Annotated in this window: 22 protein-coding genes; 14 read left to right on the forward strand and 8 right to left on the reverse strand. The window is 68.0% G+C overall.

Going from position 1 to position 25234, the window contains the following annotated elements; genetic code table 11:
• Nucleotides 1-4 precede the first annotated feature (4 nt).
• The 4 genes from gnd to pgl are packed head-to-tail and all read left to right on the forward strand — an operon-like array spanning nt 5 to nt 4109.
• Nucleotides 5-982, forward strand: coding sequence for a phosphogluconate dehydrogenase (NAD(+)-dependent, decarboxylating) (gnd, locus tag CAL28_RS23840; RefSeq protein WP_094843635.1), 978 nt, complete (start codon nt 5-7; stop codon nt 980-982).
• On the forward strand, nt 982-2517 hold the full coding sequence (gene zwf, locus CAL28_RS23845) for a glucose-6-phosphate dehydrogenase (RefSeq protein ID WP_094843636.1): 1536 nt from the start codon (nt 982-984) through the stop codon (nt 2515-2517). The genes gnd and zwf overlap by 1 nt, the downstream gene beginning before the upstream one ends.
• Nucleotides 2499-3338: an HAD family hydrolase gene (locus CAL28_RS23850; protein ID WP_094843637.1), complete on the forward strand. Its 840-nt coding sequence runs from the start codon at nt 2499-2501 to the stop codon at nt 3336-3338. Before zwf ends, CAL28_RS23850 begins: the two co-directional genes overlap by 19 nt.
• A 48-nt stretch (nt 3339-3386) precedes the next feature.
• Nucleotides 3387-4109: a 6-phosphogluconolactonase gene (gene pgl, locus CAL28_RS23855; protein ID WP_094843638.1), complete on the forward strand. Its 723-nt coding sequence runs from the start codon at nt 3387-3389 to the stop codon at nt 4107-4109.
• Between the two features lie 90 nt (nt 4110-4199).
• Here pgl and CAL28_RS23860 read toward each other — a convergent pair whose 3' ends face one another.
• Nucleotides 4200-4457: an RNA recognition motif domain-containing protein gene (locus CAL28_RS23860; protein WP_094843639.1), complete on the reverse strand. Its 258-nt coding sequence runs from the start codon at nt 4455-4457 to the stop codon at nt 4200-4202.
• Nucleotides 4458-4747: 290 nt separating this feature from the next.
• Between CAL28_RS23860 and CAL28_RS23865 the strand changes: the two genes are divergently transcribed.
• Genes CAL28_RS23865 through fabI form a run of 4 tightly spaced genes read left to right on the forward strand, consistent with a single transcriptional unit; the run spans nt 4748 to nt 10157 of the window.
• A complete protein-coding gene (locus tag CAL28_RS23865; protein ID WP_094843640.1) occupies nt 4748-7174 on the forward strand; it encodes a DUF3141 domain-containing protein in 2427 nt (808 codons plus the stop codon).
• A gap of 26 nt (nt 7175-7200) precedes the next feature.
• Nucleotides 7201-8139 (forward strand): phosphate acetyltransferase, encoded by a 939-nt coding sequence (locus tag CAL28_RS23870; RefSeq protein WP_094843641.1) that lies wholly within the window; start codon nt 7201-7203, stop codon nt 8137-8139.
• A gap of 3 nt (nt 8140-8142) precedes the next feature.
• Nucleotides 8143-9378, forward strand: a complete 1236-nt coding sequence (locus CAL28_RS23875; RefSeq protein WP_094843642.1) for an acetate/propionate family kinase — start codon at nt 8143-8145, stop codon at nt 9376-9378.
• Nucleotides 9375-10157, forward strand: a complete 783-nt coding sequence (fabI, locus tag CAL28_RS23880; protein WP_094843643.1) for an enoyl-ACP reductase FabI — start codon at nt 9375-9377, stop codon at nt 10155-10157. Before CAL28_RS23875 ends, fabI begins: the two co-directional genes overlap by 4 nt.
• Before the next feature lie 47 nt (nt 10158-10204).
• On the opposite strand, the gene CAL28_RS23885 is transcribed toward fabI, so the two are convergent.
• The gene (locus tag CAL28_RS23885) at nt 10205-11371 is read right to left on the reverse strand and encodes a mandelate racemase/muconate lactonizing enzyme family protein (protein WP_094843644.1); all 1167 of its coding nucleotides are present in this window, start codon (nt 11369-11371) and stop codon (nt 10205-10207) included.
• 124 nt (nt 11372-11495) lie between these two features.
• Between CAL28_RS23885 and CAL28_RS23890 the strand changes: the two genes are divergently transcribed.
• Nucleotides 11496-12443: a LysR family transcriptional regulator gene (locus tag CAL28_RS23890; protein WP_094843645.1), complete on the forward strand. Its 948-nt coding sequence runs from the start codon at nt 11496-11498 to the stop codon at nt 12441-12443.
• Here the strand turns inward: CAL28_RS23890 and CAL28_RS23895 are convergent.
• Nucleotides 12355-12915 (reverse strand): hypothetical protein, encoded by a 561-nt coding sequence (locus CAL28_RS23895; RefSeq protein ID WP_254926214.1) that lies wholly within the window; start codon nt 12913-12915, stop codon nt 12355-12357. The genes CAL28_RS23890 and CAL28_RS23895 overlap by 89 nt on opposite strands.
• A gap of 124 nt (nt 12916-13039) precedes the next feature.
• Here CAL28_RS23895 and CAL28_RS23900 point away from each other — a divergent pair, with 124 nt between their 5' ends.
• The 4 genes from CAL28_RS23900 (at nt 13040) to CAL28_RS23915 (ending at nt 18884) form a co-directional block, all read left to right on the forward strand.
• On the forward strand, nt 13040-13921 hold the full coding sequence (locus CAL28_RS23900) for a LysR family transcriptional regulator (RefSeq protein ID WP_094843646.1): 882 nt from the start codon (nt 13040-13042) through the stop codon (nt 13919-13921).
• A gap of 146 nt (nt 13922-14067) precedes the next feature.
• Nucleotides 14068-16716 carry an aconitate hydratase AcnA gene (gene acnA, locus CAL28_RS23905; RefSeq protein ID WP_094844811.1) on the forward strand — a complete coding sequence of 883 codons (2649 nt, stop codon included), beginning with the start codon at nt 14068-14070 and terminating at the stop codon, nt 16714-16716.
• Entirely contained in the window at nt 16713-17783 is a 1071-nt protein-coding gene (locus CAL28_RS23910) for a lactonase family protein (RefSeq protein ID WP_094843647.1), read from the forward strand. Before acnA ends, CAL28_RS23910 begins: the two co-directional genes overlap by 4 nt.
• 105 nt (nt 17784-17888) lie before the next feature.
• Nucleotides 17889-18884: a tripartite tricarboxylate transporter substrate binding protein gene (locus tag CAL28_RS23915; RefSeq protein WP_094843648.1), complete on the forward strand. Its 996-nt coding sequence runs from the start codon at nt 17889-17891 to the stop codon at nt 18882-18884.
• 75 nt (nt 18885-18959) lie between these two features.
• Here CAL28_RS23915 and CAL28_RS23920 read toward each other — a convergent pair whose 3' ends face one another.
• Nucleotides 18960-19931, reverse strand: coding sequence for a D-2-hydroxyacid dehydrogenase (locus tag CAL28_RS23920; RefSeq protein WP_094843649.1), 972 nt, complete (start codon nt 19929-19931; stop codon nt 18960-18962).
• Nucleotides 19932-20149: 218 nt separating this feature from the next.
• Between CAL28_RS23920 and CAL28_RS23925 the strand changes: the two genes are divergently transcribed.
• Entirely contained in the window at nt 20150-20590 is a 441-nt protein-coding gene (locus CAL28_RS23925; RefSeq protein ID WP_094843650.1) for a DUF2501 domain-containing protein, read from the forward strand.
• 116 nt (nt 20591-20706) lie between these two features.
• On the opposite strand, the gene CAL28_RS23930 is transcribed toward CAL28_RS23925, so the two are convergent.
• From CAL28_RS23930 to CAL28_RS23945, 4 genes are all read right to left on the reverse strand, one after another.
• The gene (locus tag CAL28_RS23930; protein ID WP_094843651.1) at nt 20707-22098 is read right to left on the reverse strand and encodes an MFS transporter; all 1392 of its coding nucleotides are present in this window, start codon (nt 22096-22098) and stop codon (nt 20707-20709) included.
• Nucleotides 22099-22191: 93 nt separating this feature from the next.
• Nucleotides 22192-22821 (reverse strand): phosphatase PAP2 family protein, encoded by a 630-nt coding sequence (locus CAL28_RS23935; RefSeq protein ID WP_094843652.1) that lies wholly within the window; start codon nt 22819-22821, stop codon nt 22192-22194.
• A gap of 42 nt (nt 22822-22863) precedes the next feature.
• Nucleotides 22864-23550: a lytic transglycosylase domain-containing protein gene (locus tag CAL28_RS23940; RefSeq protein ID WP_176464090.1), complete on the reverse strand. Its 687-nt coding sequence runs from the start codon at nt 23548-23550 to the stop codon at nt 22864-22866.
• Nucleotides 23551-23801: 251 nt separating this feature from the next.
• Nucleotides 23802-25202 (reverse strand): DUF1501 domain-containing protein, encoded by a 1401-nt coding sequence (locus CAL28_RS23945; RefSeq protein ID WP_094843654.1) that lies wholly within the window; start codon nt 25200-25202, stop codon nt 23802-23804.
• Nucleotides 25203-25234: the final 32 nt, after the last annotated feature.

The following is a 25234-nucleotide window of genomic DNA, read 5'->3' on the forward strand; positions in this document are numbered from 1 at the left end:
CCCTATGCAACTCGGATTGATTGGACTTGGGCGCATGGGCGCCAACATCGCGCGCCGCCTGATGCGCAACAAGCACGAAGTCATCGTGTACAACCGCAGCCTGGACAAGGTGAAGGAGCTGCAGTCGGAAGGCGCGACCGGCGTGGACAACGTCGAGGCCCTGATCGCCAAGCTGGCCAAGCCGCGCGCCGTCTGGGTCATGCTGCCGGCGGGCGCGGTCACCGAACACATGATCGATACGCTGGCCGGGCTGATGGAGCCGGGCGACATCATCATCGACGGCGGCAACACCATGTACAAGGACGACATCCGCCGTGCCAAGGCGCTGGCCGCCCGCAAGATCGAATACGTGGACGTGGGCACGTCCGGCGGCATCTGGGGCCTGGAACGTGGCTACTGCATGATGATCGGCGGCGAAGACGGGGTCGTGAAGCACCTGGACCCCATCTTCTCCTGCCTGGCCCCGGGGCTGGGCGACATCCCGCGCACGCCCGGCCGCGAAGGCCGCGACCCGCGCGCCGAACAGGGCTACATCCACGCCGGTCCCGCGGGCTCCGGCCATTTCGTGAAGATGGTCCATAACGGCATCGAGTACGGCATCATGCAGGCCTATGCCGAGGGCTTCGACATCCTGAAAACCAAGGGTTCGGAACAATTGCCGGAGGACCAGCGGCTGAACATCGAGGTCGCCGACGTCGCCGAAGTCTGGCGCCGCGGCAGCGTGGTGTCCTCCTGGCTGCTGGACCTGACCGCCATCGCGCTGGCCAAGGATCCCAAGCTGGCCGGCTTCTCCGGCGACGTCGCCGACAGCGGCGAAGGGCGCTGGACCATAGACGCGGCGGTGGAACAGGCGGTGCCTGCGCCCGTGCTGGCCAGCGCCCTGTTCGCCCGCTTCCGCTCGCGCCAGGACGCCACCTTCGGCGACAAGATGCTGTCGGCGATGCGCTTCGGTTTCGGCGGGCACGTCGAGGAGAAAAAGTGATGGCCGCCGCGCAATCGACCAGCCGCGCCTCGCGCTCGCAGGTGGCGCCGCCGGCCAACCTCTTCCTGTTCGGCGCGCATGGCGACCTGGTCAAGCGCCTGCTGGTGCCTTCCCTCTACAACCTGACGCGCGACGGACTCGTCGGCGACGCCTTGCGCATCATCGGCGTGGACCACAACAAGGTCAGCGACGACGAATACCGCGGCAAGCTTGCCGACTTCATGCAGGAAATGTCCGCCAAGCGGGGCAGCGCCGAAGGCAGCGAGCCCGCGCTGGACCAGAACCTGTGGGACCGCCTGGCCCAGCGCATCAGCTACCTGGAAGGCGACTTCCTGGACGACGCCACCTACCAGGCTATCGCCCAGCGCATCGAGGCTTCCGGCACGCGCAATGCCGTGTTCTACCTGGCCACGGCGCCGCGCTTCTTCTGCGAGGTGATCACCCGCCTGGCGCATGCCGGCCTGCTGCGCGAAGGCGACGACCAGTTCCGCCGCGTCGTTGTGGAAAAGCCTTTTGGCTCGGACCTGAAAACCGCGCAGGACCTGAACGCCGGCATCCTGGCGGTGATGAACGAGCGCCAGGTCTATCGCATCGACCATTACCTGGGCAAGGAGACGGTGCAGAACATCCTGGTCAGCCGCTTCTCCAACGGGCTGTTCGAATCGTTCTGGAACAACCACTACGTCGACCACGTGCAGATCACCGCCGCCGAAACCGTCGGCGTCGAGCAACGCGGCAATTTCTACGAACACACCGGGGCACTGCGCGACATGGTGCCCAACCACCTGTTCCAGTTGCTGGCCATGGTGGCCATGGAGCCGCCGACCACCTTCGGTGCCGATGAGGTGCGCAGCGAAAAGGCGAAGGTAGTCGCGGCGATCCGCCCGCAGACCGCCGACGAGGCGCGCCGCAATTCGGTGCGCGGCCAGTATGCCACCGGCGAGATCAATGGCGTGCGGGTGCCGGGCTACCGCGAGGAAAACCGCGTGGCGCCGGACAGCTGCACGGAGACCTACGCCGCGCTCAAGCTGTGGGTGGACAACTGGCGCTGGGCCGGCGTGCCCTTCTACCTGCGTACCGGCAAGCGCCTGGGCGTGCGCAATACGCAGATCGCCATCTGCTTCAAGCCCGCGCCGATGTCCCCCTTCCGCGATACGCACGTGCATCGCATGCGGCCCAATTACCTGATCATCCAGATCCAGCCCGACGAAGGCATGTGGTTCGATTTCCAGGCCAAGAAGCCGGGCACCACGCTGGAAATCGACAACATCCAGATGGGCTTCGCGTACTCCGATTTCTTCAAGATGCAGCCGTCCACCGGCTACGAAACCCTGCTCTACGACTGCATGATCGGCGACCAGACGCTGTTCCAGCGGGCGGACAATATCGAGAACGGCTGGCGCGCGGTGCAGCCTTTCCTGGACGCATGGCAGGGCTGCACGGACGTGCACCTGTACGCGGCCGGCTCGGACGGTCCCGAAGCCGCGGACGAACTGCTGCGGCGGGACGGACGCGCATGGCACGGCCTGAAATAGGCGGCGCCGCGCCGGCGGCCCCCATCCGCCTGCTGGTGTCGGACGTCGACGGCACGCTGGTGCGCCCGGACAAGCAGATCAGCGCGGCCACCCTGGCCGCCATCCAGGGCCTGCGCGACGCGGGCGTGGCATTCACGCTGGTCAGCAGCCGGCCGCCGCGAGGCATGCAGACGCTGGTCCGCATGCTCGGGCTGACCACCCCGACCGCGGCCTTCAACGGCGGCGCCATCGTCGATCCCTCCGGACGGGTGATCGAATCGCATCCCCTGACCGCCTCCAACGCGCGCGTCGCCCTGGATCTTTTCAGCGGCGCGCCGGTGGAAACCTGGGTATTCGCCGACGACCAATGGCTGCTGCGCGATCCGCACGGCCCGTATGTGCCGCTGGAGCGGCATACGCTGGGCTTCGACGGCACGCAGGTGGACAGCTTCGAACCCTACCTCGACCGCATCGGCAAGATCGTCGCGGCCAGCGCGGACGCCGCCGGCCTGGTCCGCCTGGAGGAAACGCTCAATCCGCGCATCGCGCCCGATGCGCGCGCATCGCGGTCGCAGGTCTACTACCTGGACGTCAACCACGCGCGCGCCAACAAGGGCGATGCCGTGGAAGCCCTGGCGCGCCACCTGGGGATCCCGCTGACCGCTACGGCCGTGATCGGCGACGGCGATAACGACGTGCCGATGTTCGAGCGGGCCGGTTTTTCCATCGCCATGGGGCAGGCCTCGGCACAGGTGCGGGCACAGGCGACGGTGACCACCGCCAGCAACGCGGACGACGGCCTGGCCGCCGCCGTGCAGCGCTTCATTCTGCCGGGCATTTAGCCCGGTACGCCCCGCGCGGGGCAGGCGCGCGGCGCCAAGGAGGTATCGATGAACAAGGAACAAGCCTGCATTTTCGAGAACGCGAACAGCCTGGTCGAGCATCTGGCCGACTGGCTGACGGCGCGCATCGCCGCCTGCGAGGGGCGTTTCGCCCTGGCGCTGTCCGGCGGCAGCACGCCCCGCCCGCTTTATGCCCTGTTGGCCGAACCGGAACGCGCGCGACGCATCGACTGGTCGCGCGTGCATCTGTTCTGGGGCGACGAGCGCTTCGTGCCTTATGACGATCCGCGCAGCAACTACGGCATGACGCGGCAGGCAATGATCGACAGCATCCCGATTCCCGCGGAAAACGTGCATCCGGTGCCCACGGACGGCACGCCGGAATCGGCGGCCAAGCGCTATGCGGACCTGTTGCGCGAATACTATGGGTCCGCGCGGCTGGAGCCCGGCCGCCCCCTCTTCGACGTCAATCTGCTCGGCATAGGCGATGACGGCCACACGGCATCCTTATTCCCCGGCGCGCCGCAGGTCGACGAAACCCGGGACTGGACGGTGGCGGTGGTGGGCGTCAAGGACGAGCCGCGCATATCGCTGACCTTCCCGGCGCTGGACAGCGCCGCCGCGGTCGTCTTCCTGGCCGCGGGCGACAAGAAAAGGTCCGCGGTCAGCCGGGCCCGCGCGCACGATCCCGACGTCCCCTCCGGCCGCGTCCGGCCCCAAGGGGAACTGCTGTGGTACCTGGACAGGGACGCCGCGGGCGGCGATGCCTGAACGCTGCGGGCCGGCACGGCCCGCCCGCACGCTTCCCGCAAGCGGGACGATGGCCCCTCGCGGCGGGCGGTGGACAGGTCCGCCAGGCCGCTATACCCGCGGCGGTTCGTTCAGCGCCAGCGCGGTAATGGTGTGGTTATTCCAGTACATCTCGTGTATGCGGGGCACCAGCTTGCGCAGCGCGGCCACGCTGAGGTCGTCGAACGTCAGCAGCACGGCGGGACGCGACCCGTCTCCCGGGATGCGCTGGATACGGTCGTAGGACGGGAAACCGTACTTCATCAGGAACCCGCGGACGTCCTCGTCGGAGGTGCTGTCCTGCACGTGGTTGATCAACAGCTCTGCCATGTCGGTTCCTCCCGGCGATCGCCGACGTATCGCCACGCTGTACCCATCCCGCTATTTTTCGCGGCGCGCTTCCATTTGAAAAGGCGGCACGCCAAAAGCGCACGGCCGCCCGCGACGCCTCATCCTTAGCACTACCTCATAGTTATCTAATACCCGCCGCGATCTTGCGCCGCGCCATACGCCTCTCTACCATCCTCCTCATATACCCGATGCACTCGTCCCGATCCGCGAGGCAATCATCCCCGGGATCGCCGCCGTCGCAGGGGCAACGAACCCAGGAGGTTCTCGCCATGGACGCAGGAACCCAACTCGCGCGCAGTCACGACATCTGCACCAAGGCCGCGCTGCTTTTGCTCAAGCGCCTGGAGACCGCCAACGAACGCTATGCCACACGGGCGCGCCAGGCTGCCGGGATCTCCGGCGATGGCCAGGCGGCGGCGCCCGGCGGGACCCCGCAGGCCGGCGGAATGGGCGTGGGGCAAGCCGCCAACGGCATGGCCGCCGCGATGGGCGCCCTGGGCTGGTACGGCTATGCGGTCGACGCGATGCAGCGCTCCATCCTGTTCTGGGATACCTTGCGGCAGCGAGGCAACAACTTCATCGCCAACGCCGCCCAGGGGCTGAAACCCGTCCTGCATTTCGACTACGAGATCGTCGCCGACGGGCGCGCCTTCGACCGCCCGGTCAACTATGCCTTGCTGCGCATCAAGCCGCCGGAGGGCGTCGTCGTCGACGACCGGCAGCGCCCGTACATCATCATCGATCCGCGCGCCGGCCACGGCCCGGGCATCGGCGGTTTCAAGGACGACTCGCAGGTCGGCGTCGCGCTGCGCGCCGGCCACCCCGTGTACTTCGTCGTGTTCTTCCGCGACCCGGAACCGGGCCAGACCCTGCAGGACGTTTGCCACGCCGAACGCCTGTTCGTGCAGAAGGTGCGCGCGCTGCATCCGGACTCGCCGAAGCCGGCCCTGGTCGGCAACTGCCAGGGCGGCTGGGCGGCCATGATGCTGGCGGCCTCGGGGCCCGACGACACGGGCCCCATCGTCATCAACGGCGCGCCGATGTCCTATTGGGGCGGCGCGTGGCGCCAGGGCGAAGGCGACAACCCGATGCGCTATGCGGGGGGCATGCTGGGCGGGACCTGGACGGCGTCCCTGCTGGCCGACCTGGGCAACGGCAAGTTCGACGGCGCCTGGCTGGTGCAGAACTTCGAAGAACTGAATCCCGCCAACAGCCTGTGGGAAAAGTATTACACCGTCTACGACAAGGTGGACACCGAGCCCCCGCGATTCCTGGAATTCGAGCGCTGGTGGGGCGGCTTCTACCTGATGAACCGCGAAGAGATCGAATGGATCACGCGCAACCTTTTCGTCGGCAACAAGCTCTGGAGCGGCGACATCAAGCAGGATGGCCAGCGCCTGGACCTGCGCTCGATCAAGACGCCCATTATCCTGTTCGCCTCGCTGGGAGACAACATCACGCCGCCGCAACAGGCCTTCAACTGGGTCGTCGACGTGTATGGCAGCACGGAAGAGATCAAAAGCCGCGGGCAGGTCATCGTCGGGCTGCTTCACGAAAGCGTCGGGCACCTGGGCATCTTCGTCTCCGGCAAGGTGGCGAAGAAGGAACATGCGCAGATCGTCTCGGTGCTGAAAACCATCGAGTCGCTGCCGCCTGGCCTGTACGGCATGACGATCGCCGATCGCCGCGACAAGGACGGCAAGGTCACGTACGAAGTCGAATTCCAGGAACATCGCCTGGAAGATATCGCGGCCCGTCTCAACCGCTTCCAGCGTGTCGACGAAAAGCCGTTCGAGGCCGTGGCCATGGTGTCGGACTTCCTGCAGGAAGGCTATAACCTGTTCGCCCAGCCATGGGTGCAGGCCATGGCCAACGACTATACAGCCCGGCGCATGCGGGAACTGCACCCCTTGCGGGTACGCAATTGGGCCATCTCGGACCTGAATCCCTGGCTGTGGTGGCTGGCGCCCGCGGCGCAGGCGGTCAAGCAGAACCGCCAGGCCCTGCCCGACGACGATGTCCTGCGCCGCGCCGAGCGCAACGCCGCCGGCATGGTCGGCGCGGCGCTGGACTACTACCGGGATACGCGCGGTGCCCTTACCGAGGCCGCGTTCTTCACGACGTATGGCAGTGTCTATTCGCGCTACCTTGCGGACGGCAGGAATGGCGCCGCCCTCCATGGGGAAGTCCCCCAGGACGCGCGCACCCTGCCCTTCGTCCGCGATGCCTTGAACGCCATCGCGGAGGGCGGCTACGTGGAGGCGCTCGCGCGGGTGGCGGCCCTGTTGCGGCGGCAGGACCAGCCCATGCCTTTGTCCCGCCTGGAGCTGCGCCACGAGCTGGCGACCGAGTATGCCGAATACCTGCCTCGCATCTCGCTGCACGAATGGCGCAGCATCCGCGGCCAGCAGGAGATCGTCGCGCAATACGAGACGGAACGGGCGATCGAGACACTGCCGCAATTGCTGCGCGATCCCGCCGACCGCAAGCGTTTCCTGGACCTGGTGGCGAAGCTCATGGCCGACGAACGGGTGCGCGGCCTGGCCACCAGCGATGCCCAGGTCGAGATGCTGGGCCGGATCCGGCACGTGCTGGCGTCGGAAAAACTGACGAAGGTCAAGGAAGCCGGCCGCGGCCCGGCCAATACTCGGGGGGCCGGACCACGGCGCCGTCAGGCCGCGCTCAAGCGTGCCTGATCCCCAGCCCACGCGGCGGAGGCGATATGGAATCCAAACACCTCAAGTACCAGCGCCTGATCGACTACTGCAAGACCATCCCGCCGACGCCCGCCGCGGTCGTCCATCCCTGCGACACATCGTCGCTGGAAGGCGCGGTACAGGCGGCCAGGATGGATTTGATCGTTCCGATCCTGGTCGGTCCGCGCGAACGCATACGGGAGGTCGCCGCGAACGCCGGGATCGATATCGCCGGAATCGAAATCGTCGATGCCCCCCACAGCGGCGCCGCCGCCGCGGCGGCGGTGGCCCTGGTCAGGGAAGGCAAGGCCGAAGCGTTAATGAAGGGCAGCCTGCATACGGATGAGCTGATGGCCGCCGTGGTGGGCCGCGACGCCGGCCTGCGTACCGCGCGCCGCATCAGCCATTGTTTCGTCATGGACGTGCCCGGCCGCGAAGAGCCGCTGATCGTCACCGATGCCGCCGTGAATATCGCGCCGACCCTGGACGAGAAAGCCGACATCCTGCAGAACGCGATCGACTTCGCGCATATCCTGCGGTTGCCGGAAGTCCGCGTGGCCATTCTTTCCGCCATGGAAACCGTCAGCGCCAAAGTACCTTCCACGGTCGAGGCGGCGGCCTTGTGCAAGATGGTCGATCGCGGCCAGATCAAGGGCGCGCTGGTCGACGGGCCGCTCGCGCTGGACAATGCCATCGACATGGAAGCCGCGCGCATCAAGCAAATCGCGTCGCCGGTGGCGGGACGCGCCAATGTCCTGATGGCGCCCGACCTGGAAGCGGGCAACATGCTGGCCAAGAGCCTTTCTTTCCTGGCGGGGGCCGATGCCGCCGGCATCGTGCTGGGCGCGCGCGTGCCCATCATCCTGACCAGCCGGGCGGATTCCGTCATGACGCGGCTGGCATCCTGCGCCGTCGCGGTGCTGGTCGCGCAGGCCCGCCGCGAAGGCGCCAAGGTCCTGGGGTAAGCCATGGCCGACGTCATACTTGTTCTGAATGCCGGTTCGTCCAGCATCAAGTTCAGCGTATTCGATGCCGCCGACAGGGCGCTGCCGCTGTTGCTGCGCGGGCAGGTCGCCGGCCTTTATGTGGAGAACGCGCGGCTGACGGTGCTGGATGCCGACGGCAAGGAAATCGAGTCGCGCGACTGGGCCGGCACGCCGGCCCTGGATCACGATGGCGCCGTGGCCTGGCTGGTCGATTTCCTGCGCGCCCATAAAGGCGATCACCAGCTCGCGGCGGTGGGCCATCGTGTCGTCCACGGCGGCGAGCGATACGCGGAGGCCGTGCGGGTGACACCCGAGGTGATCGCCGTGCTGGGCCGGCTGGCCCCGCTGGCGCCCCTGCACCAGCCGCACAACCTCAAGCCCATCGAGGCGGTGGCGCGGGTGCGCCCGGACCTGCCCCAGGTCGCCTGCTTCGATACGGCGTTTCATCGTGCGCAGCCCGAGGTGGCGCAGGCCTTCGCCCTGCCGCCATCGATCACGCAACGCGGCGTGCGGCGCTATGGCTTTCATGGCCTGTCCTACGAGTACATCGCCGGCGCGCTGCCCCGCTTCGATGCGCAAGGCGCACGCGGCCGCGCCATCGTCGCGCACCTGGGCAACGGCGCCAGCATGTGCGCGCTGGTGAATGGCCGCAGCGTGGCCAGCACCATGGGGTTCACCGCCGTGGACGGCCTGCCCATGGGCACGCGCAGCGGCACGCTGGACCCGGGCGTCATCCTTTACCTGATGGACGAGCTGGGCATGGATGCCCGCGCCATCGAAACACTGATCTACAAGCAGTCCGGTTTGCTGGGCGTGTCGGGCATATCGAGCGACATGCGCGCGCTGCTCGCCAGCGAGGACGAACGCGCGCGCTTCGCGATCGCGCTGTATGTCTACCGCATCGGACGCGAGCTCGGCTCGCTGGCCGCCGCGGCCGGCGGCATCGACACCCTGGTCTTCACGGCCGGCATCGGCGAAAACGCGCCGGCCATCCGCGACCGCGTCTGCCGCGACGCCGCGTGGCTGGGCGTGCGGCTGGACGAAGCGGGCAATGCCGCGCATGGTCCGCGCATCAGCGCGCCGTCCAGCCGGGTGTCGGTATGGGTGATTCCCACCAACGAAGAACTGATGATCGCGCGCCATACCATCCGGGTGGCGCGCGGCGGGCGCGCGGCAGAGCCGGTTGCCGGCCCGGACACCGCGAGGACGCCATCATGACCGAAGACCATCCCCGCCGCATCCTGAAGGACGCCAAGGCCCTGGTATGCGGCATCGCCAACGAGCATTCGATCGCCTACGGCTGCGCCAAGGCTTTTCGCGAGGTCGGTGCCGAACTGGCCATCACCTACGCCGGGGAGAAGACCAAATCGTATGTGGAGCCGATCGCGCGCGATCTGCAGGCGCCGATCTTCATGCCCCTGGACTTCACGCGCCCCGGCGACCTCGAGGCCGTATTCGCCCGCATCGAAAAAGAGTGGGGCCGCCTGGACGTCCTGGTCCACTCCGTGGCCTGGGCGCCGAAGGCCGACCTGCAGGGGGGCCTGCTGGACTGTTCGGCCGAGGGCTTCGCGCAGGCGATGGATATCTCGTGCCATTCCTTCGTCCGGATGGCGCGACGGGCCGCGCCCTTGATGAAGGACGGCGGCGCCATGTTCACCATGAGCTACTACGGCGCCAACCGCGTCGTGCCCAATTACAACGTCATGGGCCCGGTCAAGGCCGCCCTGGAGGCCTGCGCCCGCTATCTGGCGTACGAACTCGGCCCCAAGGGCATCCGGGTGCATCCGGTCTCGCCCGGCCCGTTGAAAACCCGCGCGGCCTCCGGCCTGAAGAACTTCGACGTCATGCTGACGGAGGCCGAGCGCCGCGCGCCCCTGGGCGAACTGGTCGACATCATGGACGTCGGCATGACCTGCGCCTTCCTGGCCTCTCCCTATGCAAGGCTGCTTACCGGCGAAACCGTGTATATCGACGGCGGCGTGCACATCATGGCCTAGGAAGGCGCGGTATCGGCGCGCGATCCAGCGGCCAGGGCCTGTCGACACTAGGCCGACAAGGCCCGCATTTCCGCGTACAGGTCGGCCTTGCCCTCGAAGCCAATACCCGGCAGGTCCGGCATGGTGATATGGCTGTTCTCCACCCGCACGCCGTCCGGAAACCCGCCATAGGGCTGGAACAGATCCGGGTACGACTCGTTCCCGCCCAGTCCCAATCCGGCCGCGATGTTCAGCGACATCTGGTGCCCGCCGTGGGGAATGCAGCGGCTGGGCGACCAGCCGTTTTCCTTCAGCATCTCCAGCGTGCGCAGATATTCCACCAGGCCATAGCTCAAGGCGCAGTCGAACTGCAGCCAGTCGCGGTCCGGCCGCATGCCGCCGTAGCGGATCAGGTTGCGCGCGTCCTGCATGGAAAACAGGTTCTCGCCCGTCGCCATGGGTTTCTCGTAGTGCTGCGCCAGCTCCGCCTGCAAGGCGTAGTCCAGGGGATCGCCGGCTTCCTCGTACCAGAACAGATCGTATTGCGACAGGGCCTTCGCATAGGCGACGGCGGTCTTCAGGTCGAAGCGGCCATTGGCGTCCACGCATAGCCGCTGGCCGTCCTGCAGCACGCTCAATACCGCATCGATGCGGCGCAGGTCCTCGTCCAGCGACGCGCCACCGATCTTTTTCTTGACGACGGTATAGCCGCGGTCCAGGTAGCCGCGCATCTCGTCCTTGAGCTTTTCCAGGTCCTGTCCCGGGTAGTAATAGCCGCCGGCCGCGTACACGAACACCTTGCGGTCGGGCTGCCCCGTGCCGTAGCGCTCGGCCAGCAGCTGGAACAAGGGCTTGCCGGCGATCTTGGCGACGGCATCCCACACCGCCATGTCCAGCGTGCCCATGGCGACCGAACGCTCGCCATGCCCGCCGGGCTTCTCGTTGATGAACATACGGTCCCAGATCTTGTGCGGATCCAGGTTCTGCCCGGTGGCGTCCAGCAGCGTGTCCGGCTCGGCGGACAGCACGCGCGGGATGAAGCGCTCGCGCATCAGCATCCCCTGGCCATAGCGGCCGTTGGAGTTGAAGCCGTAACCCACCACCGGCTTGCCGTCGCGTATCACGTCCGTGACAACGGCGACCAGGCTCAGCGTCATTTTGCTGAAGTCGATATAGGCATTGCGGATGGGCGAGCTGATGGGCTTGGTCTGCTCGCGGATTTCGACGATTCTCAAGGCAGTCTCCTGGCGCGGTCGCCCTGGCGGGGCGGGTAAAGGCATGGCCCACAGGTTAACGAAACCGCGCCGCCTTTCCATTCACCTGAAGAAAATTTATTATTCATCTAAAGTGAATAAAACCATGAAGACCGACACCGCTTCCGAACTGATGTTTTTCGTCCTGCTGGCCAAGCACGGCAACCTGTCGGCGGCGGCGCGGGAACTGGACATCACTCCGCCGGCCGCCACCAAGCGGCTGGCGCAGCTGGAACAGCGCCTGGGGGTGCGGCTGGTCAACCGGACGACCCGGCGCGTCGGCCTGACCAGCGAAGGCGAGACCTATCTGCGCCACGCCAGCCGCATCCTGGCCGATATCCGCGAAATGGAAGACCAGGTCACCAGCACCCGCGCCGAACCGCGCGGCCTGCTGCGGGTCAACGCGACGCTGGGCTTCGGCCGTACCGTGATCGCCCCGCTGGTTTCGGACTATGCCAGGCTGCACCCGGACGTCGAAGTGCGCCTGGAGGTCACCGACCGCCCCGTGGACCTGGTGGAGCACGGCCTGGACCTGGCGGTGCGTTTCGGCACCCTGCCGGACAGCCGGCTCAGCGCGCGCCGCCTGCAAAGCAACCGGCGGTTCCTGTGCGCGTCTCCCGCCTACCTGGCGCGCCATGGCGCGCCGCAGCGCCCCGCCGATCTCGCCGCCCACCGTTGCATCATCCACCGGCAGAACGACGAGGCCTATGGCGTCTGGCGCTTTACCCGCAACCGCGAAACCCAGGCGGTGAAAGTCAGCGGCGCGCTGGCCAGCAACGATGGCGATATCGTGCTGGGGTGGGCCCTGGACGGGCACGGCATCCTGGTCCGCTCGGAATGGGACCTGGCCAAATACCTGGAAACAGGGCGGCTGCGCCGCCTGCTGCCCGCCTACACGCTGCCGCCGGCGGACCTTTTCGCGTACTACCCCAGCCGCCGCCACCTGTCGGCGCGGGTACGCACCTTCATGGACTTTCTGGCAGCCCGCTTCGAGACGCCGGCGCGTCCTGCGCCGGCGCCTGGCGCGAATACGGCAAAGCCTGCGCGAGCCTGAACTCCAGCGCCCACACCCAGGGATTGACCGCCCAGGCGCGCGCGCCGTGCAGTTCGCACCAGGCCAGCGCGAAGACGGATTTCAAGGGCATGCCGGGCAAAAAGCCGCCACGACCGCTCTGCCCTTCGGCGCAACCTTCGGCGACGATGTCGGCTTCGCTGATGTCCTGCAGGCGCTGGATGCGCACGCCGACCAGCGTGACCTGCGCGAACGCCACCCCGCCGTCGTCATACACGCGGATGGCGTGGCCAGGCTCGCCGTAGGGGCAGACCATGCGCCGCACGCGCCGGCGCGAAGGCGGGGGCGGCGGCTCTTCCACCGCGATCCATTTGCCGGCGGGCCCGATTTCCCGCAGCCAGCCGACGGTATTGTCAGGCGGTTGCGGTTTCAGGATCCGGCGCGTCTGGACCTTCCGGCCTGCCAGCACATCGTCGATCACGGTACGGTCGAATCTTAGCGGTTGCGCTTTCATCGCTGGGGTCGTGAAATCCCACCTGGGTTATGACAAAGTCGCGTAATTATGCGCCCGGAAGGCCGCGCGCGCGCAACCCGGCTCGCCGCCACCCACCTGGATACCCCGCGGATACCTCCCGACCATGCGCTACGACCTTACCAGCCTGGATTTGTTCACCGCCGTCGCGGAAGAAAAGAACCTGACCCGGGCCGCCCGGCGCAAGCACCTGGCGGTATCGGCCATCAGCAAACGCATCGCCGAGCTGGAAGCGCAGGCCGGATCGCCCCTGCTCGTGCGCTACGCGCGCGGCGTGGACCTGACTCCGGCGGGACAGTCCCTGCTGCATTATGCCCGGCAGCTGCAGCACACCCTGTCGCTGATGGATGAAGAACTGTCCGGATACGCCGCCGGCGTCAAGGGCCATGTGCGCATCCACGCCATTACGTCGGCCCTGGCGCAGTTCCTGCCCGGGGATATCGAGCGCTACGCCAACGACTACCCGCAAATCAAATTCGATATCGAGGAAGGCGTGGGCACGGCGGTGGTGCGCGCCGTGGCCGAAGGCCATGCCGACCTGGGCATTTTCGCGGAACAGACGCCGGCGCAGGGCTTGCAGCTGTTTCCCTACCGGCAGGACGAACTGGTGGCGGTGGTGCCCGCCAGTCATGTGCTGGCGCAGCGGCAGAAGGTGCGCTTCGACACGCTGCTGGACCATGAATTCGTCGGTCCGCACCTGGACAGCTCGGTGCACGCGCTGTTGACGGCGGAGGCCAAGAAGCGCGGCAAGCCGCTGCGCCCGCGCATCCGGATCAGCGGCTTCGATTGCATGTGCAAACTGGTGGCGGCGCAATTGGGTATCGCGATCCTGCCGCGCGCCGTGGCCGTGCCCTACCTGCGCGGCGGCAAGCTGCGCGCGCTGACGCTGGCCGAACCCTGGGCCACGCGCAACCTGCTGATCGGCGTGCGCAATATGGAAACGCTTCCTCCCACCGCACGGTCCCTGGTGGGCTATCTTCGCGGCTGAAATCCGACAATACAGGCACGCGTTCTCTTAATGGAAACGCTCGCTTGGCAAAGCGGAAATTTTCATTGCCGCGCCGGGCGCTTACGATGCCTGCATGCCGCGCTGCCATCCCGCATCCGCGCGCCCCGCCTGCCGCACCGCCCGCCATGAACCAGCCCGATCCCGCCCTGCTCGACCATCTTGCCGTGAATGGGCAGGACTATGCCTACGTCGCGCTGCGCCGCATCCTGCCCGCCGCGGACCTGGCCGTCCTGCCCTATTCCATCCGCCTGCTGATCGAAAACGTCGCGCGCTGCCAGCCCGATGCGCTGCCCCCGGTCCTGGCCCGCGCCAGCGGCCGCGGCCCGGCCTGCGAAGTGCCTTTCCATCCCAACCGGCTGATGTTCCACGACACCACCTGCCTGCCGGCGCTGGCGGACTTTGCCGGCATGCGCGACGCCGTGGCGGAACTCGGCGGCGATCCGGCCCGCGTCAATCCCCTGATTCCGGCGGTGCTGACGATCGACCACTCGGTCATCGTGGAGCACTATGATGAGCCGGACGCGGTGCAGGCCAACCTGGACATCGACTTCCGCCGCAATGGCGAACGCTACCGCTTCATCCGCTGGGCCGAGCAGAGCCTGGCGAATTTCAAGGTGATCCCGCCCGGCACCGGCATCATCCACCAGATGAACATGGAAGCGGTGGCCGAAGTCGTATGCGCGGCGCGCACCGCCGACGGACAGGCCCTGCTGCATCCGGACGATATGGTGGCCACCGACAGCCACACGCCGATGATCAACGGTATCGGCGTGCTGGCCTGGGGCATAGGCGGCCTGGAAAGCCAGGCCGCCCTGCTGGGCGAGCCGGTGCCCATTGCCTACCCGGAAGTCGTCGGCGTGCGGCTGAGCAACCGTTTGCCGGCCGGCGTCACCGCCACCGACCTGGCGCTTACCCTGGCCGAAATCCTGCGTGCCCATGGGGTGGTCGGCAAATTCGTCGAATTCTGCGGCCCAGGATTGTCGACATTGGGCTGGGCAGCCCGCGCCACCGTCGCCAATATGGCTCCCGAGTACGGCGCCACGGTGATGTTCTTTCCTTTCGACGACGAAGCCATGCGCTTTCTGGAACTGTCCGGGCGCGACCGGGCGCAGCGCGATCGCGTACGGGCCTGCCTGCAGGCCCAGGGCTTGTGGCGGCGCGACGATATGCCCGAACCGCGCTTCGACACCGTCATCCCGCTCGACCTGGCGGCGGTGCGGCGCAGCGTCGCCGGACCGCATCAGCCGCATGAACGCCAGCCGCTGGCCCGCGCCGGCGCGTCCTTCACCGAACGCCTGGGGCTGGACGCGGAGGGCCCGGTGCCGGCGGACCGTCCGGTGGACGGCGCCGTGCTGGTGGCGGCGATCACCAGTTGCACCAACACCGCCAATCCGCTGCTGATGCTCCAGGCCGGCCTGCTGGCCCGCCGCGCGCGCGAACGGGGCCTGCGGCGCAAGCCCTGGGTCAAGACCTCGCTGTCGCCCGGCTCGCGCACCGTGGGCGATTACCTGGCCGAAGCCGGATTGCTGCGGGACCTGGAAGGACTGGGTTTCGGCCTGGTCGGCTTCGGCTGCATGACCTGTATCGGCAACTCCGGCAGCCTGGCGGCCGCCGCCGAGGCCGCGGTGGACCAGGGCCTGCGCGGCGTCGCCGTGCTATCGGGCAACCGGAATTTCGAAGGCCGCGTCAATCCGCGGCTGCCGGCGGGCTATCTTGCCTCGCCGGCGCTGGTGATCGCCTATGCCATCGCCGGCAATATCCGCGTCGACCTGGAACACGAGCCGCTGGGCGTGGATGCCTCGGGCCGGGCGGTCTGGCTGCGCGACCTGCTGCCCGGCGACGAAGAGGTCGCCGCGCTCGCCGCGCAGGTGCTGCGGCCCCGGCTGTTCCAGGAACGCGCCGCCACCCTATGGGCCGGGACGCCGCAATGGCGGGCGCTGTCCGCGCCGTCCAGCGTGCGCTACGGCTGGGAGCCGGATTCCACCTATCTGCGCCGGCCGCGCTACCTGGAATCGGTCGCGCCCACGGCGCCGCCGCTGGCCGCGCTGCGGGACGCGCGCGCGCTGATGGTGTTCGGCGACAACGTGACGACCGATCATATTTCGCCGGCCGGCACCATACCGGCCGCCAGCGCCGCCGGCCAATGGCTGCTGGCGCGCGGCGAGGCGCCGGAAGACCTGAACCAATATTCCACCCGCCGCAGCAATCACGAAGTCATGCTGCGCGGCGCGTACACCAACAAGGCCGTCCGCAACCGGCTGGTCGGCACCGAAGGCGGCGCGGGCGCCTGGGCCTGGGATGCCGACCGGCGCGAGGTACTGCCGGTCTACGACGCGGCCGCCAGCTATGCCGCACGCGGGATTCCGCTGCTGGTCTTCGCCGGCTGGAACTACGGCGCCGGATCCAGCCGCGATTGGGCGGCCAAGGCGCAGGCACTGCTGGGCGTGCGCGCGGTCGTGGCGCGCAGTTTTGAGCGCATCCACCGCAGCAACCTGATCGGCATGGGCGTGCTACCGCTGGTCTTCATCGGCGCGGACCACGCGGAATCGCTGGAGCTGGACGGCAGCGAAACCTTCGACCTGCTGGGGCTGGACGGCCTGACGGTGGGCGACAACACACTGGCGCTGCGCATGCACCGCGCCGACGGGACGCGCCGTGAATTGCATGTGTCCCTGCGCCTGGATGCGGAACAGGAAGTTCGCTACCTCGCGCACGGTGGCGTGCTGCCTTACGTGGTGCGCAAGATGGCCTTCCCCGGCGAGGCGCGCGCATGAAGGCCGATGTCTACGTGGGCTGCCGTACCTCCCGCGAACGCAACGCGCGCGGCCGCGGCATCACGGCCTGGCATCGCGACGCATCGACGGGGGCTCTGAGCCTGGTGCAGGAAGTCGACGGCCTGGTGAATCCTTCCTACCTGGCACTCGGTCCCGGCGGGCGGGTGCTCTATGCCGTGCATGGGGACACCAGCGACATCAGCGCCTTCCGCATCGATCCGGACAGCGGCCGCCTGAGCCCGCTGAACCGGCGCGGCACGGAAGGCCGCAATCCGGTGCATCTGGCGCTGGCGCCCGACGGCCGCCACATCATCGTATCGAATCACCTGAGCGGCACCCTGGCCGTACTGCCGCTGGCGGAGGACGGCGCGCTGCTGCCCGTCAGCCAGCAAGTACCGCTGCCGGGCGAGCGCGGACCGCACCGCGTCGAACAGCAGCACGCCAAGCCGCACTTCAATCCCTTCGATCCGGCCGGACGCCACGTCATCGTGCCGGACAAAGGCCTGGACCGGATTTTCAGCTTCGTCTTTCGCGACGGCCGCCTCACGCCGGAACCCCGCGCCGTCGTGGCGGCGCGTGAAGGCGCCGGACCGCGACATATCGCCTTCCACCCGCGCGCGCCTTACGCCTATGCGGTCAACGAACTGGACAGCACGGTCACCGCCTATCGCCATGACGCCGCCACCGGCGCGCTGGCACCCTTCCAGGTATTGCCCTCCTTGCCTGACAGTTGCACCGGCAACAGCCGCGCCGCGGCGATCGTGGTCGATGCGGGCGGCCGCTTCGTATACGCCTCCAACCGGGGGGACGACAGCATCGCCTTGTTCGCCGTCGACGGCGCCAGCGGCCGCCTGCGCTTCGTGCGCGCGTATGCCAGCGGCGGACGCACCCCGCGCTTTTTCACCCTGGATCCCACCGGGCGCTTTCTGTATGCCGCCAACGAAGACAGCGACACCATCGTCGCCTTCCACGTCGATGCGGGCAGCGGCGAACTGGCACGGGCCTGCACGGCCGCCGAAACCGGCAGTCCGGTATGCATGGTATTTCGCGCCCCGATCGCGCCCTGACTATTGATTACGCCTTGAACGCGCCCGAGAGCGCGCCGCCTGCCACGGCCTCGATGCAAGACACGACGAGCGCCCGATGTGAACACCAACCGTGAGGAGACCACGATGACATCCCCGACCCTACGCCTGCGCGCCGCGCTGGGCATCGCCGCCGCGCTCGCGCTGGCTCCGTTCAGCGGCCATGCCGCCGATAGCTATCCGTCCATGCCCGTGCGCCTGATCGTGCCCTACACCGCCGGCGGCGGCGTGGACCTGATCGCGCGCCTGATGGCCGAACGCCTGCACGATACGCTGGGCCAATCCATCATCGTGGAGAACAAGCCCGGCGCCAGCGGCATGATCGGCGCCAACTACGTGGCCAAGGCCAAGCCCGACGGCTACACCATCCTCTTGTCGGCAGCCGGCGAGATCGTGGTGAACCCTTCCCTGTACAAGGAAAAAATGATGTTCGACCCCGCGCGCGAGCTGGCCTCGGTGACGCTGGTCGCGCGCATTCCCAATGTACTGGTGGTGAATCCGTCGGTGCCGGCGAAGAACACCGCTGAATTGCTGGCGTATGCGAAGTCGCAGCCGGGCAAGCTGACGTTTTCGTCCAGCGGCATCGGCAACCTCCAGCACGTGTGCGGCGAACTGCTGGATCGCATGGCGGGTGTCGATATCCGCCACATCCCGTACAAAGGCGCGGCGCAGCAAATCGCCGACGTCGTTGCCCGGCACGTCACCATGACCTTCACCAGCGTGGCCGCCGCCATGCCATTCATCAAGAGCGGGCAGGTCCGCCCCATCGCCGTGACTTCCGCCCATCGCGTCGAAGCGCTGCCGGATGTGCCGGCGCTGACGGAAACGCCGCAACTGGCCGGCTACGAAGTCGTGAACTGGTTCGGCCTGTTCGCCCCCGGTGCCACACCCGCGCCCATCCTGGACAAGCTGAACCAGGCCGCGCTCGCGGCGATGCGCGACCCGCGCTTGTTGCAGGCCCTGAAGGACCAGGGCGCGGAGCCCGCCCCCTCGTCGCGACAGGATTTCGACGCCTTCCGCCGCGCGGAAACGGCGAAGTTCGCCAAGGTGATCGAGCAAACCCACATCACGCTGCAGGAATAGCGCCGGCGCCGGCTTGCATGCGTGCGCCGAAGGACTTTCCCGGTGGACGCGGCAGGGGTACGCCGCCCGGCAGCCCTACGTGTTTTCGGCCAGCCACTGTTCCAGCTTTTCCAGCCAGATCGCGTCCACCCGCCTGGCGTTGCCGTCGGAATGGCCGGCGGCGTGCGGCGTGGCGATGACGTTGGGCATGTGCCAGAGCGGCGAGGCCGCATCCAGCGGTTCGTGCTCGTAGACATCCAGATAGGCGCCGCCCAGATGCCCTGACCGCAAGGCGGCGATCAGGTCCGCTTCCACGACGACTTCGCCGCGCGCCACATTGACCAGATGCGCGCCCTTGGGCAGGGCGGCGAGCGCGCGCGCATCGATCAGCCCGCGCGTGCGATCGCTGAGCGGGCAGGCCAGGATCAGCCAGTCCGCGCGCGGCAACAGCGTGCCGATATCCTCGAAGGCCACGGTCTGCGTGTCGGCGTCGACCGGTTCCGCGCTGCTGCGTACCACCGCGATCCGCAATCCCAGCAGGCGCAGCACGGCGCCCAGGCGCTGCCCGATGCTTCCCCAGCCGACGATCACCGCGACCTGGCCGGCCAGGTCGCGCGGCACGGTCAGTTCCGTCGCCTTCAGCCAGCGGCCCTGGCGCTGCGCATCCATCAGGACGTGCATGCGGCGGTTCAGGGCCAGCAGGCCGGCCAGCGCGGTTTGCATGACGGGCTCGGAATTGGCGCCGGCCGACGCGCTGACCGTGACGCCGCGCGCCTTCAGCTCGGGAAATATCGGCCTGTCCAAACCCGCGGAATGCACGTGCACCCAGCGCAGGCCCGGCGATGCCCGCAGCGACTCGTAGAAGGCCTCCAGGGACTCCGTCACCTGGTGCTTGGTGGAAGCGCCCGTGACGTCGCGCGAGATGAACGCGACATCGATGTCGGCATGCGCGTGACCGAGCGTGGGCTCGGCAAGGCGCAACTCGTATGGGCGGCCATTCATGACCCGCGCGATGGGCTCGCGCAGGCGGTCGGCGGTATTGCGGGAAAGCAAGATACGTATCGTCATGATGACTAGTGTTATGGCACCTATCGTTACCTGGAAGGGCTCCCCATCCGCCTATCCTTACGCCGGCTGCGGAGCGACCGCGTCGATCACGCCGAGCCGCGCGCGCGGCTGTCGGCAACAGGCTGCGCCGCGGCTACGGGCGCCGTCATTATCGCGCGAACCCGGCGGGACGCCGGAGCGCCGGACGGTGCAAGGCCATACAGACAGGAGTAATAGCGATGAAGATACGCAACCATGCTGGCGCGGCGGTGCTCGCGGGCATGCTGATGACGGGGTTCGGCGCGCCCGCGCTGGCCCAGGGGCTGGACCTCAAGGGCGCGCTGGGCGGCCTGGGTGGATTGGGCGGGGGATCGGGCGCGGACGCCAGCGCGCTGAGTGCCGGCAGCCTGGGCAACGCCGCCGGCATCCTGGAATACTGCATCAAGAACAAGTATTTGCCCGATGGCAGCGCCTCGTCGCTGAAGGACCAGTTGATGAGCAAGCTGGGCGGCAGCACCGGCCAGGCCCCGCAGAAAGACAGCGGTTATCTGTCCGGCGCGAAGGGCATCCTGCAAACCGGTACGGGCAATAGCGTCGACCTGGGTGGCAGCGGCCTGAAAGCCGCCATGGCCGAACAGGCCTGCGACGCGGTCATGCAGCAGGCCAAATCCTTCCTGTAGCAAGCGCGGCTGCCTTGCCCTCGGGGAAGGCGACGGCGTGATGCCATGCCATCCGCCAGCATCGGCGCTCACCGCGCCATCCACGCCGGCAACGACGCCGCGCCCCAGCGCCGCCGTCAACGCCCGTGAGTCAGTTCCTTGCCCGCGCCGCGCGGCATGCGCGCGGTAACCGGGATGGAAGCGGCGGAAAACAATCCCAGTACCAGGAATGCGGGCCAGAAGTCCGTCCAGACGATTTGCGCATGGCCTTGCGCATAATGGGAAAGTTGCAACACGATGCCCGCCACCGTCACGCCCAGCCCCAGCGACATCTGCTGGATCACGCTGGCCACGCTGGTCGCGCGGCCGACGTCGGCGCTATCGATCTCCGCATAGGCCAGCGCATTCAGCGCCGTGAATTGCAGGGACGGGAAAATCCCGCCGAACAGGACGATCACCCAGATCGTCACGCGCGACATCTCCGGATGAAAAATGCCATAGCTGGCAAGCGCCACGCCCGATAAGGCGGCGTTGACCATCAGCACGGGCCGGAAACCGAAGCGCCGCAGCAGCGGCTGCGCCATCGTCTTCATGAACAGCGCGCCGAATGCCGAGGCGCAGGTAATCATGCCCGCCTCGAACGGCGTCATGCCCAGCCCTTCCTGCAGGGCCAGCGGCAGCAGGAAAGGCACGGCGCCCAGGCCGATGCGAAACAGCGAGCCGCCCAGCACGCTCGTGTGGAAGGTGGGAATGCGCAGGAAGCGCAGATCCAGCAAGGGGTTGCGTACCTTGCGCGCATACAGCACGTACAGCCCGGAGAACAGCAGCCCCAGCACGCACATCGCCGCCGTCGCGCGATCGCTGACCACATCGCTGCCGACCAGGGACATCCCCAGCATGAACAGCGAGGCGCCACCCGCGGACAGCACGAACCCCGGCCAATCCAGGTGGCCGGGCTCGGTATCGCGCACATCGTCGATGTGCCGGTTCGTCAGGTAGATGCCCAGCAGGCCGATGGGCACGTTGATGAAGAACATCAGGCGCCAATGCAGATACGTCGTGATGAAGCCGCCCAGCAAAGGCCCGACGACGGGCCCCAGCAGGGCCGGTACCGTCAGGTAATTGACGGCGCGCACGAAGTCGGCGCGGGCCACCGAACGAAAGATGATGATGCGCCCGACCGGCACCATCATGGCGCCGCCCACGCCCTGCACGAAGCGCGCCAGCACGAAGGTGAACAAAGAGTTGGAGGCCGCGCACAGCAGCGAACCGACGACGAACACGCCGATGGCGGCGCGGAACACGGTGCGTGGGCCGAAGCGGTCCGCGACCCACCCGCAGATCGGGATAAAGACACCGAGGCCGACGACATAGCTGGTCACGGCCAGCTTCAAGGTAATGGGATCCTGGCCCAGGTCACGCGCCAGCGACGGGAGCGCGGTCACCAGTACGGTCGCGTCGACGTTCTCCATGAACAACGCGCAAGCCACGATAAGCGGGACAATGAATGCACCGAGGGCGAGCGGCATGGCGGAAGAACGCTGGCGAGTCTGCGATGGGGCGAGATTATGACATCCCCGCTCGCGCCTTTCGTTCAGGATACGGTCAGCATGGCGCCGGCCTCACGCGCCGGTGTGCGCGGCGCGGTGCAAATGGTCGCGCGTGTAGGGCGTGTTCTGCCCCGACAGGGCCAGCGCCAGTGCAATCACGACATCGTGCGTGCGCACCTTGGGCGCGACGGAATAGCTGGCCATCGTCGACAGCAGGAAGGCCAGCGCGACGGCGCCCAGGCGCAGGCCCAGCCGTCCCACGGGCCAGCGCGCCAGCACCACCCCCGACACCGCCGCGCCCACCGCCAGGCCCGATATCACTTCGGAAACGGAATGCGCGCCCAGCACCAGGCGCGAGACCCCGATCAGGAGCGCGAACAGCGCGCCCGCGCAGGTCAGCAGCATGGCCACGCGGCGCGAGTGGCGGTTGCCGATCGCATAGCCCAGCACCGGATACACCGCCGCCGACACCATGGAATGGCCGCTGAACCCGGTGAAGTCGATGGCGGCCCAGCCTATGCCCCACCCCAGGAAGGCCAGCTTGGACACCAGCACCACGGTGCCGGCGATCGCCAGCGCCCACAGCCAATGGAACACCGGCGGACGTTCGGACATCGCGACGAACGCCATCGCGACCAGCGCGGCCGGCAAGACCAGGCGGGACTCGCCCATGGCGGACACCGCCATCCAGAAACCATGCATGCATCACCTTCGGTTCAACTCTCGTCGGCCAGCGCCCCGCGCCTACCATCCGGCCTTGTAGCGCGCATACAGCGCGATCACGTCGCGCACGTACTGCTGGGTTTCCGCATAGGGCGGAATGCCGTCGTACTTCTGCACCGCGCCCTGGCCCGCATTGTAGGCGGCCAGCGCCAGGTCCAGGCGGCCCGGATACTGGTCGATCAGGCTGCGCAGATGCCGCGAACCCGCGCGCACATTGGTGGCGGGATCCACCAGGGCGCGTTCGACGTCCGGATCGCTCAGCAGCGCCGCCGCGGTATCGGGCATCAGCTGCATCAATCCCAGCGCGCCTTTCGGCGACCTGGCGTCCTTGCGGAACCCCGATTCCACGGCGATCACCGCGCCCAGCAGCGCGCTGTCCAGTCCGTAGTCGGCCGCCGCCTTGGCGATCACGCCGCGATAGTCCTCCAGCCCGCGATGCGTGCTCAGCGCCACCACCCGCGCGTCATCGGCGCGCGCCACGGCGGCCGCGGCCGGCGCGCCGGCGGACCCGCCCACCAGCACCCGTCGCGCACAACCCGGACAGCGGACCGCGGCGCGCGCCTGCGCCCGCTTGTAGTACTTGCCCATGCCCTTGTCGACCGTCATGTTGCGCCAGACGCCAAACGGATCCTTGTAGCGGTAGGTCTCACCCGCCCGGGCCTGCCCGCCGCCGGCCAGCAGCGCCAGGCAAGCGGCCAAAGCGGCCATGAAAAGCCATCGTCGCCCATCGTTTCCCTCGGTGGTTCGCCATTGTGTCCTCATGGTCGTTGTGCTTGTGCGGCGGCACGCCGCGCAGCCACGGCCCCTGCGGCGCTGTCGCGCCGCCACGTCTCTGCCCCGGCCCTCGATATTGGGGCAAGGGCCGGCGCCCTGTCTCCCGCCTCGACGCATTACCGCATCGGGCGTAGGCCTCATGCGCATGGACGGCCCCGCCGTCCGATGCGACCCCTGCCACGGCATCACGCCCGGCGCATAAAGCCTACGTCGCGCGTACCGAAATTCCGCAGATGCGGGAACACGTCGTCCAGGGCGCCGGCATCGGCGCCGAACCATGCGCCCAGGGTGGCGCCGAACTCTTCCACCGAGGTGCGCGGCAGCAGCCGCCCATGATCCACATATCCCGGCCCCTGGATATCCCAGTCGGGCTGCGTGCCGTAGAAGCGGCCGCCGCGCACGGCGCCGCCCAGCACGAAATGATGTCCGCCCCAGCCGTGATCGGACCCATCGCCGTTCGATACCAGCGTGCGGCCGAATTCCGACGCGGTGAACGTCGTCACGCGGTCGCCCAGGCCCAGGCCGTCCATGGCTTGCTGGAACTGCGCCAGCGCGCCGCCCAGCTCCGCCAGCAGGCCGGGATGCGTGCCGTTCAGCCCGTCGTGGTTGTCGTAGCCGTTCTGCGAGACGAAAAACACCTGCCGCTTCACGCCCAGCTCGCGCCGCGCCGCGATCATGCGCGCGACGATCTTCAGCTGCGCGCCCAGCGGCGTGCCGAAGTCGCCGCGCACATCCACACCCTCCAGCGCCGCTCCCAGCTGCGCATCGGCGCGGATCGAACGCGCCAGGGTGGCGGCGATCTGCTGCTGGAAAAGATGCGGTCCCGGCTGGGTCAGCAGCGAGCGCAACAGATCCGTGCAGGCGGTCGATCCATAGGTGTCCCGCCGCAGCAGCTCGATGGGTGTCGATCCGGCCGGGCTGACGCGATACGCGGACACATGGCTGCCGGACAGCAACAGCGCGGTGCCGCCCGCGGTCACGTTCGCGAACGTGCTGTTGCCGTTGCCCGCGGCGAACAGGTCGGCCAGGCGCCCTCCCCAGCCCGACGCCGCGCCCTCCGGCGCCAGGCCCTGCCAGTACGACTGCTGATCGTTGTGCGAGAACAGCTTGGGCGGCATGGGCACCTTGCCGCCGATGTACTCGGCCTTGGTCGTCGGCACCACCATCGGCCCCACATTCAGCTGTACCGCCAGCGCCTCGCGCTCGAACCAGGGCTTCAGGGGCGCAAGCGTCGGCGCCAGCGCATAGACGCGCCCGCCCGCACCGGCCTCGCGGGGGCGCAGCACCGTGCCGTCCAGCTTGTCGCGCGCCAGCGCGATGTCGGCACGGATGCGGAAGTAGCGCGCATGGCTTTCCGCATCGTAAGGCACCACGGTGTTATAGGGATCGTTGCCGCCATACAGGAACACGCATACCAGGGCCTTGTAGTCCTCGGCCCCCTGCGCCACGGGCGCGGCGGCCTGCGCCGCCGCTTCGCCCGCCGCCGCCAGTTTCAGTGCCAGCGGCATCGCGGCGCCCGCCACGCCGACCGCGCCGATGGCCGAGACGCGCCGCACGAACTCGCGTCGGGAGGGGGATTCCTTCATGGCTGCTCCGCGGGGAAAATAGGCACATCGCG

It is taken from the genome of Bordetella genomosp. 11 (assembly GCF_002261215.1).
Lineage (GTDB): Bacteria > Pseudomonadota > Gammaproteobacteria > Burkholderiales > Burkholderiaceae_B > Bordetella_C.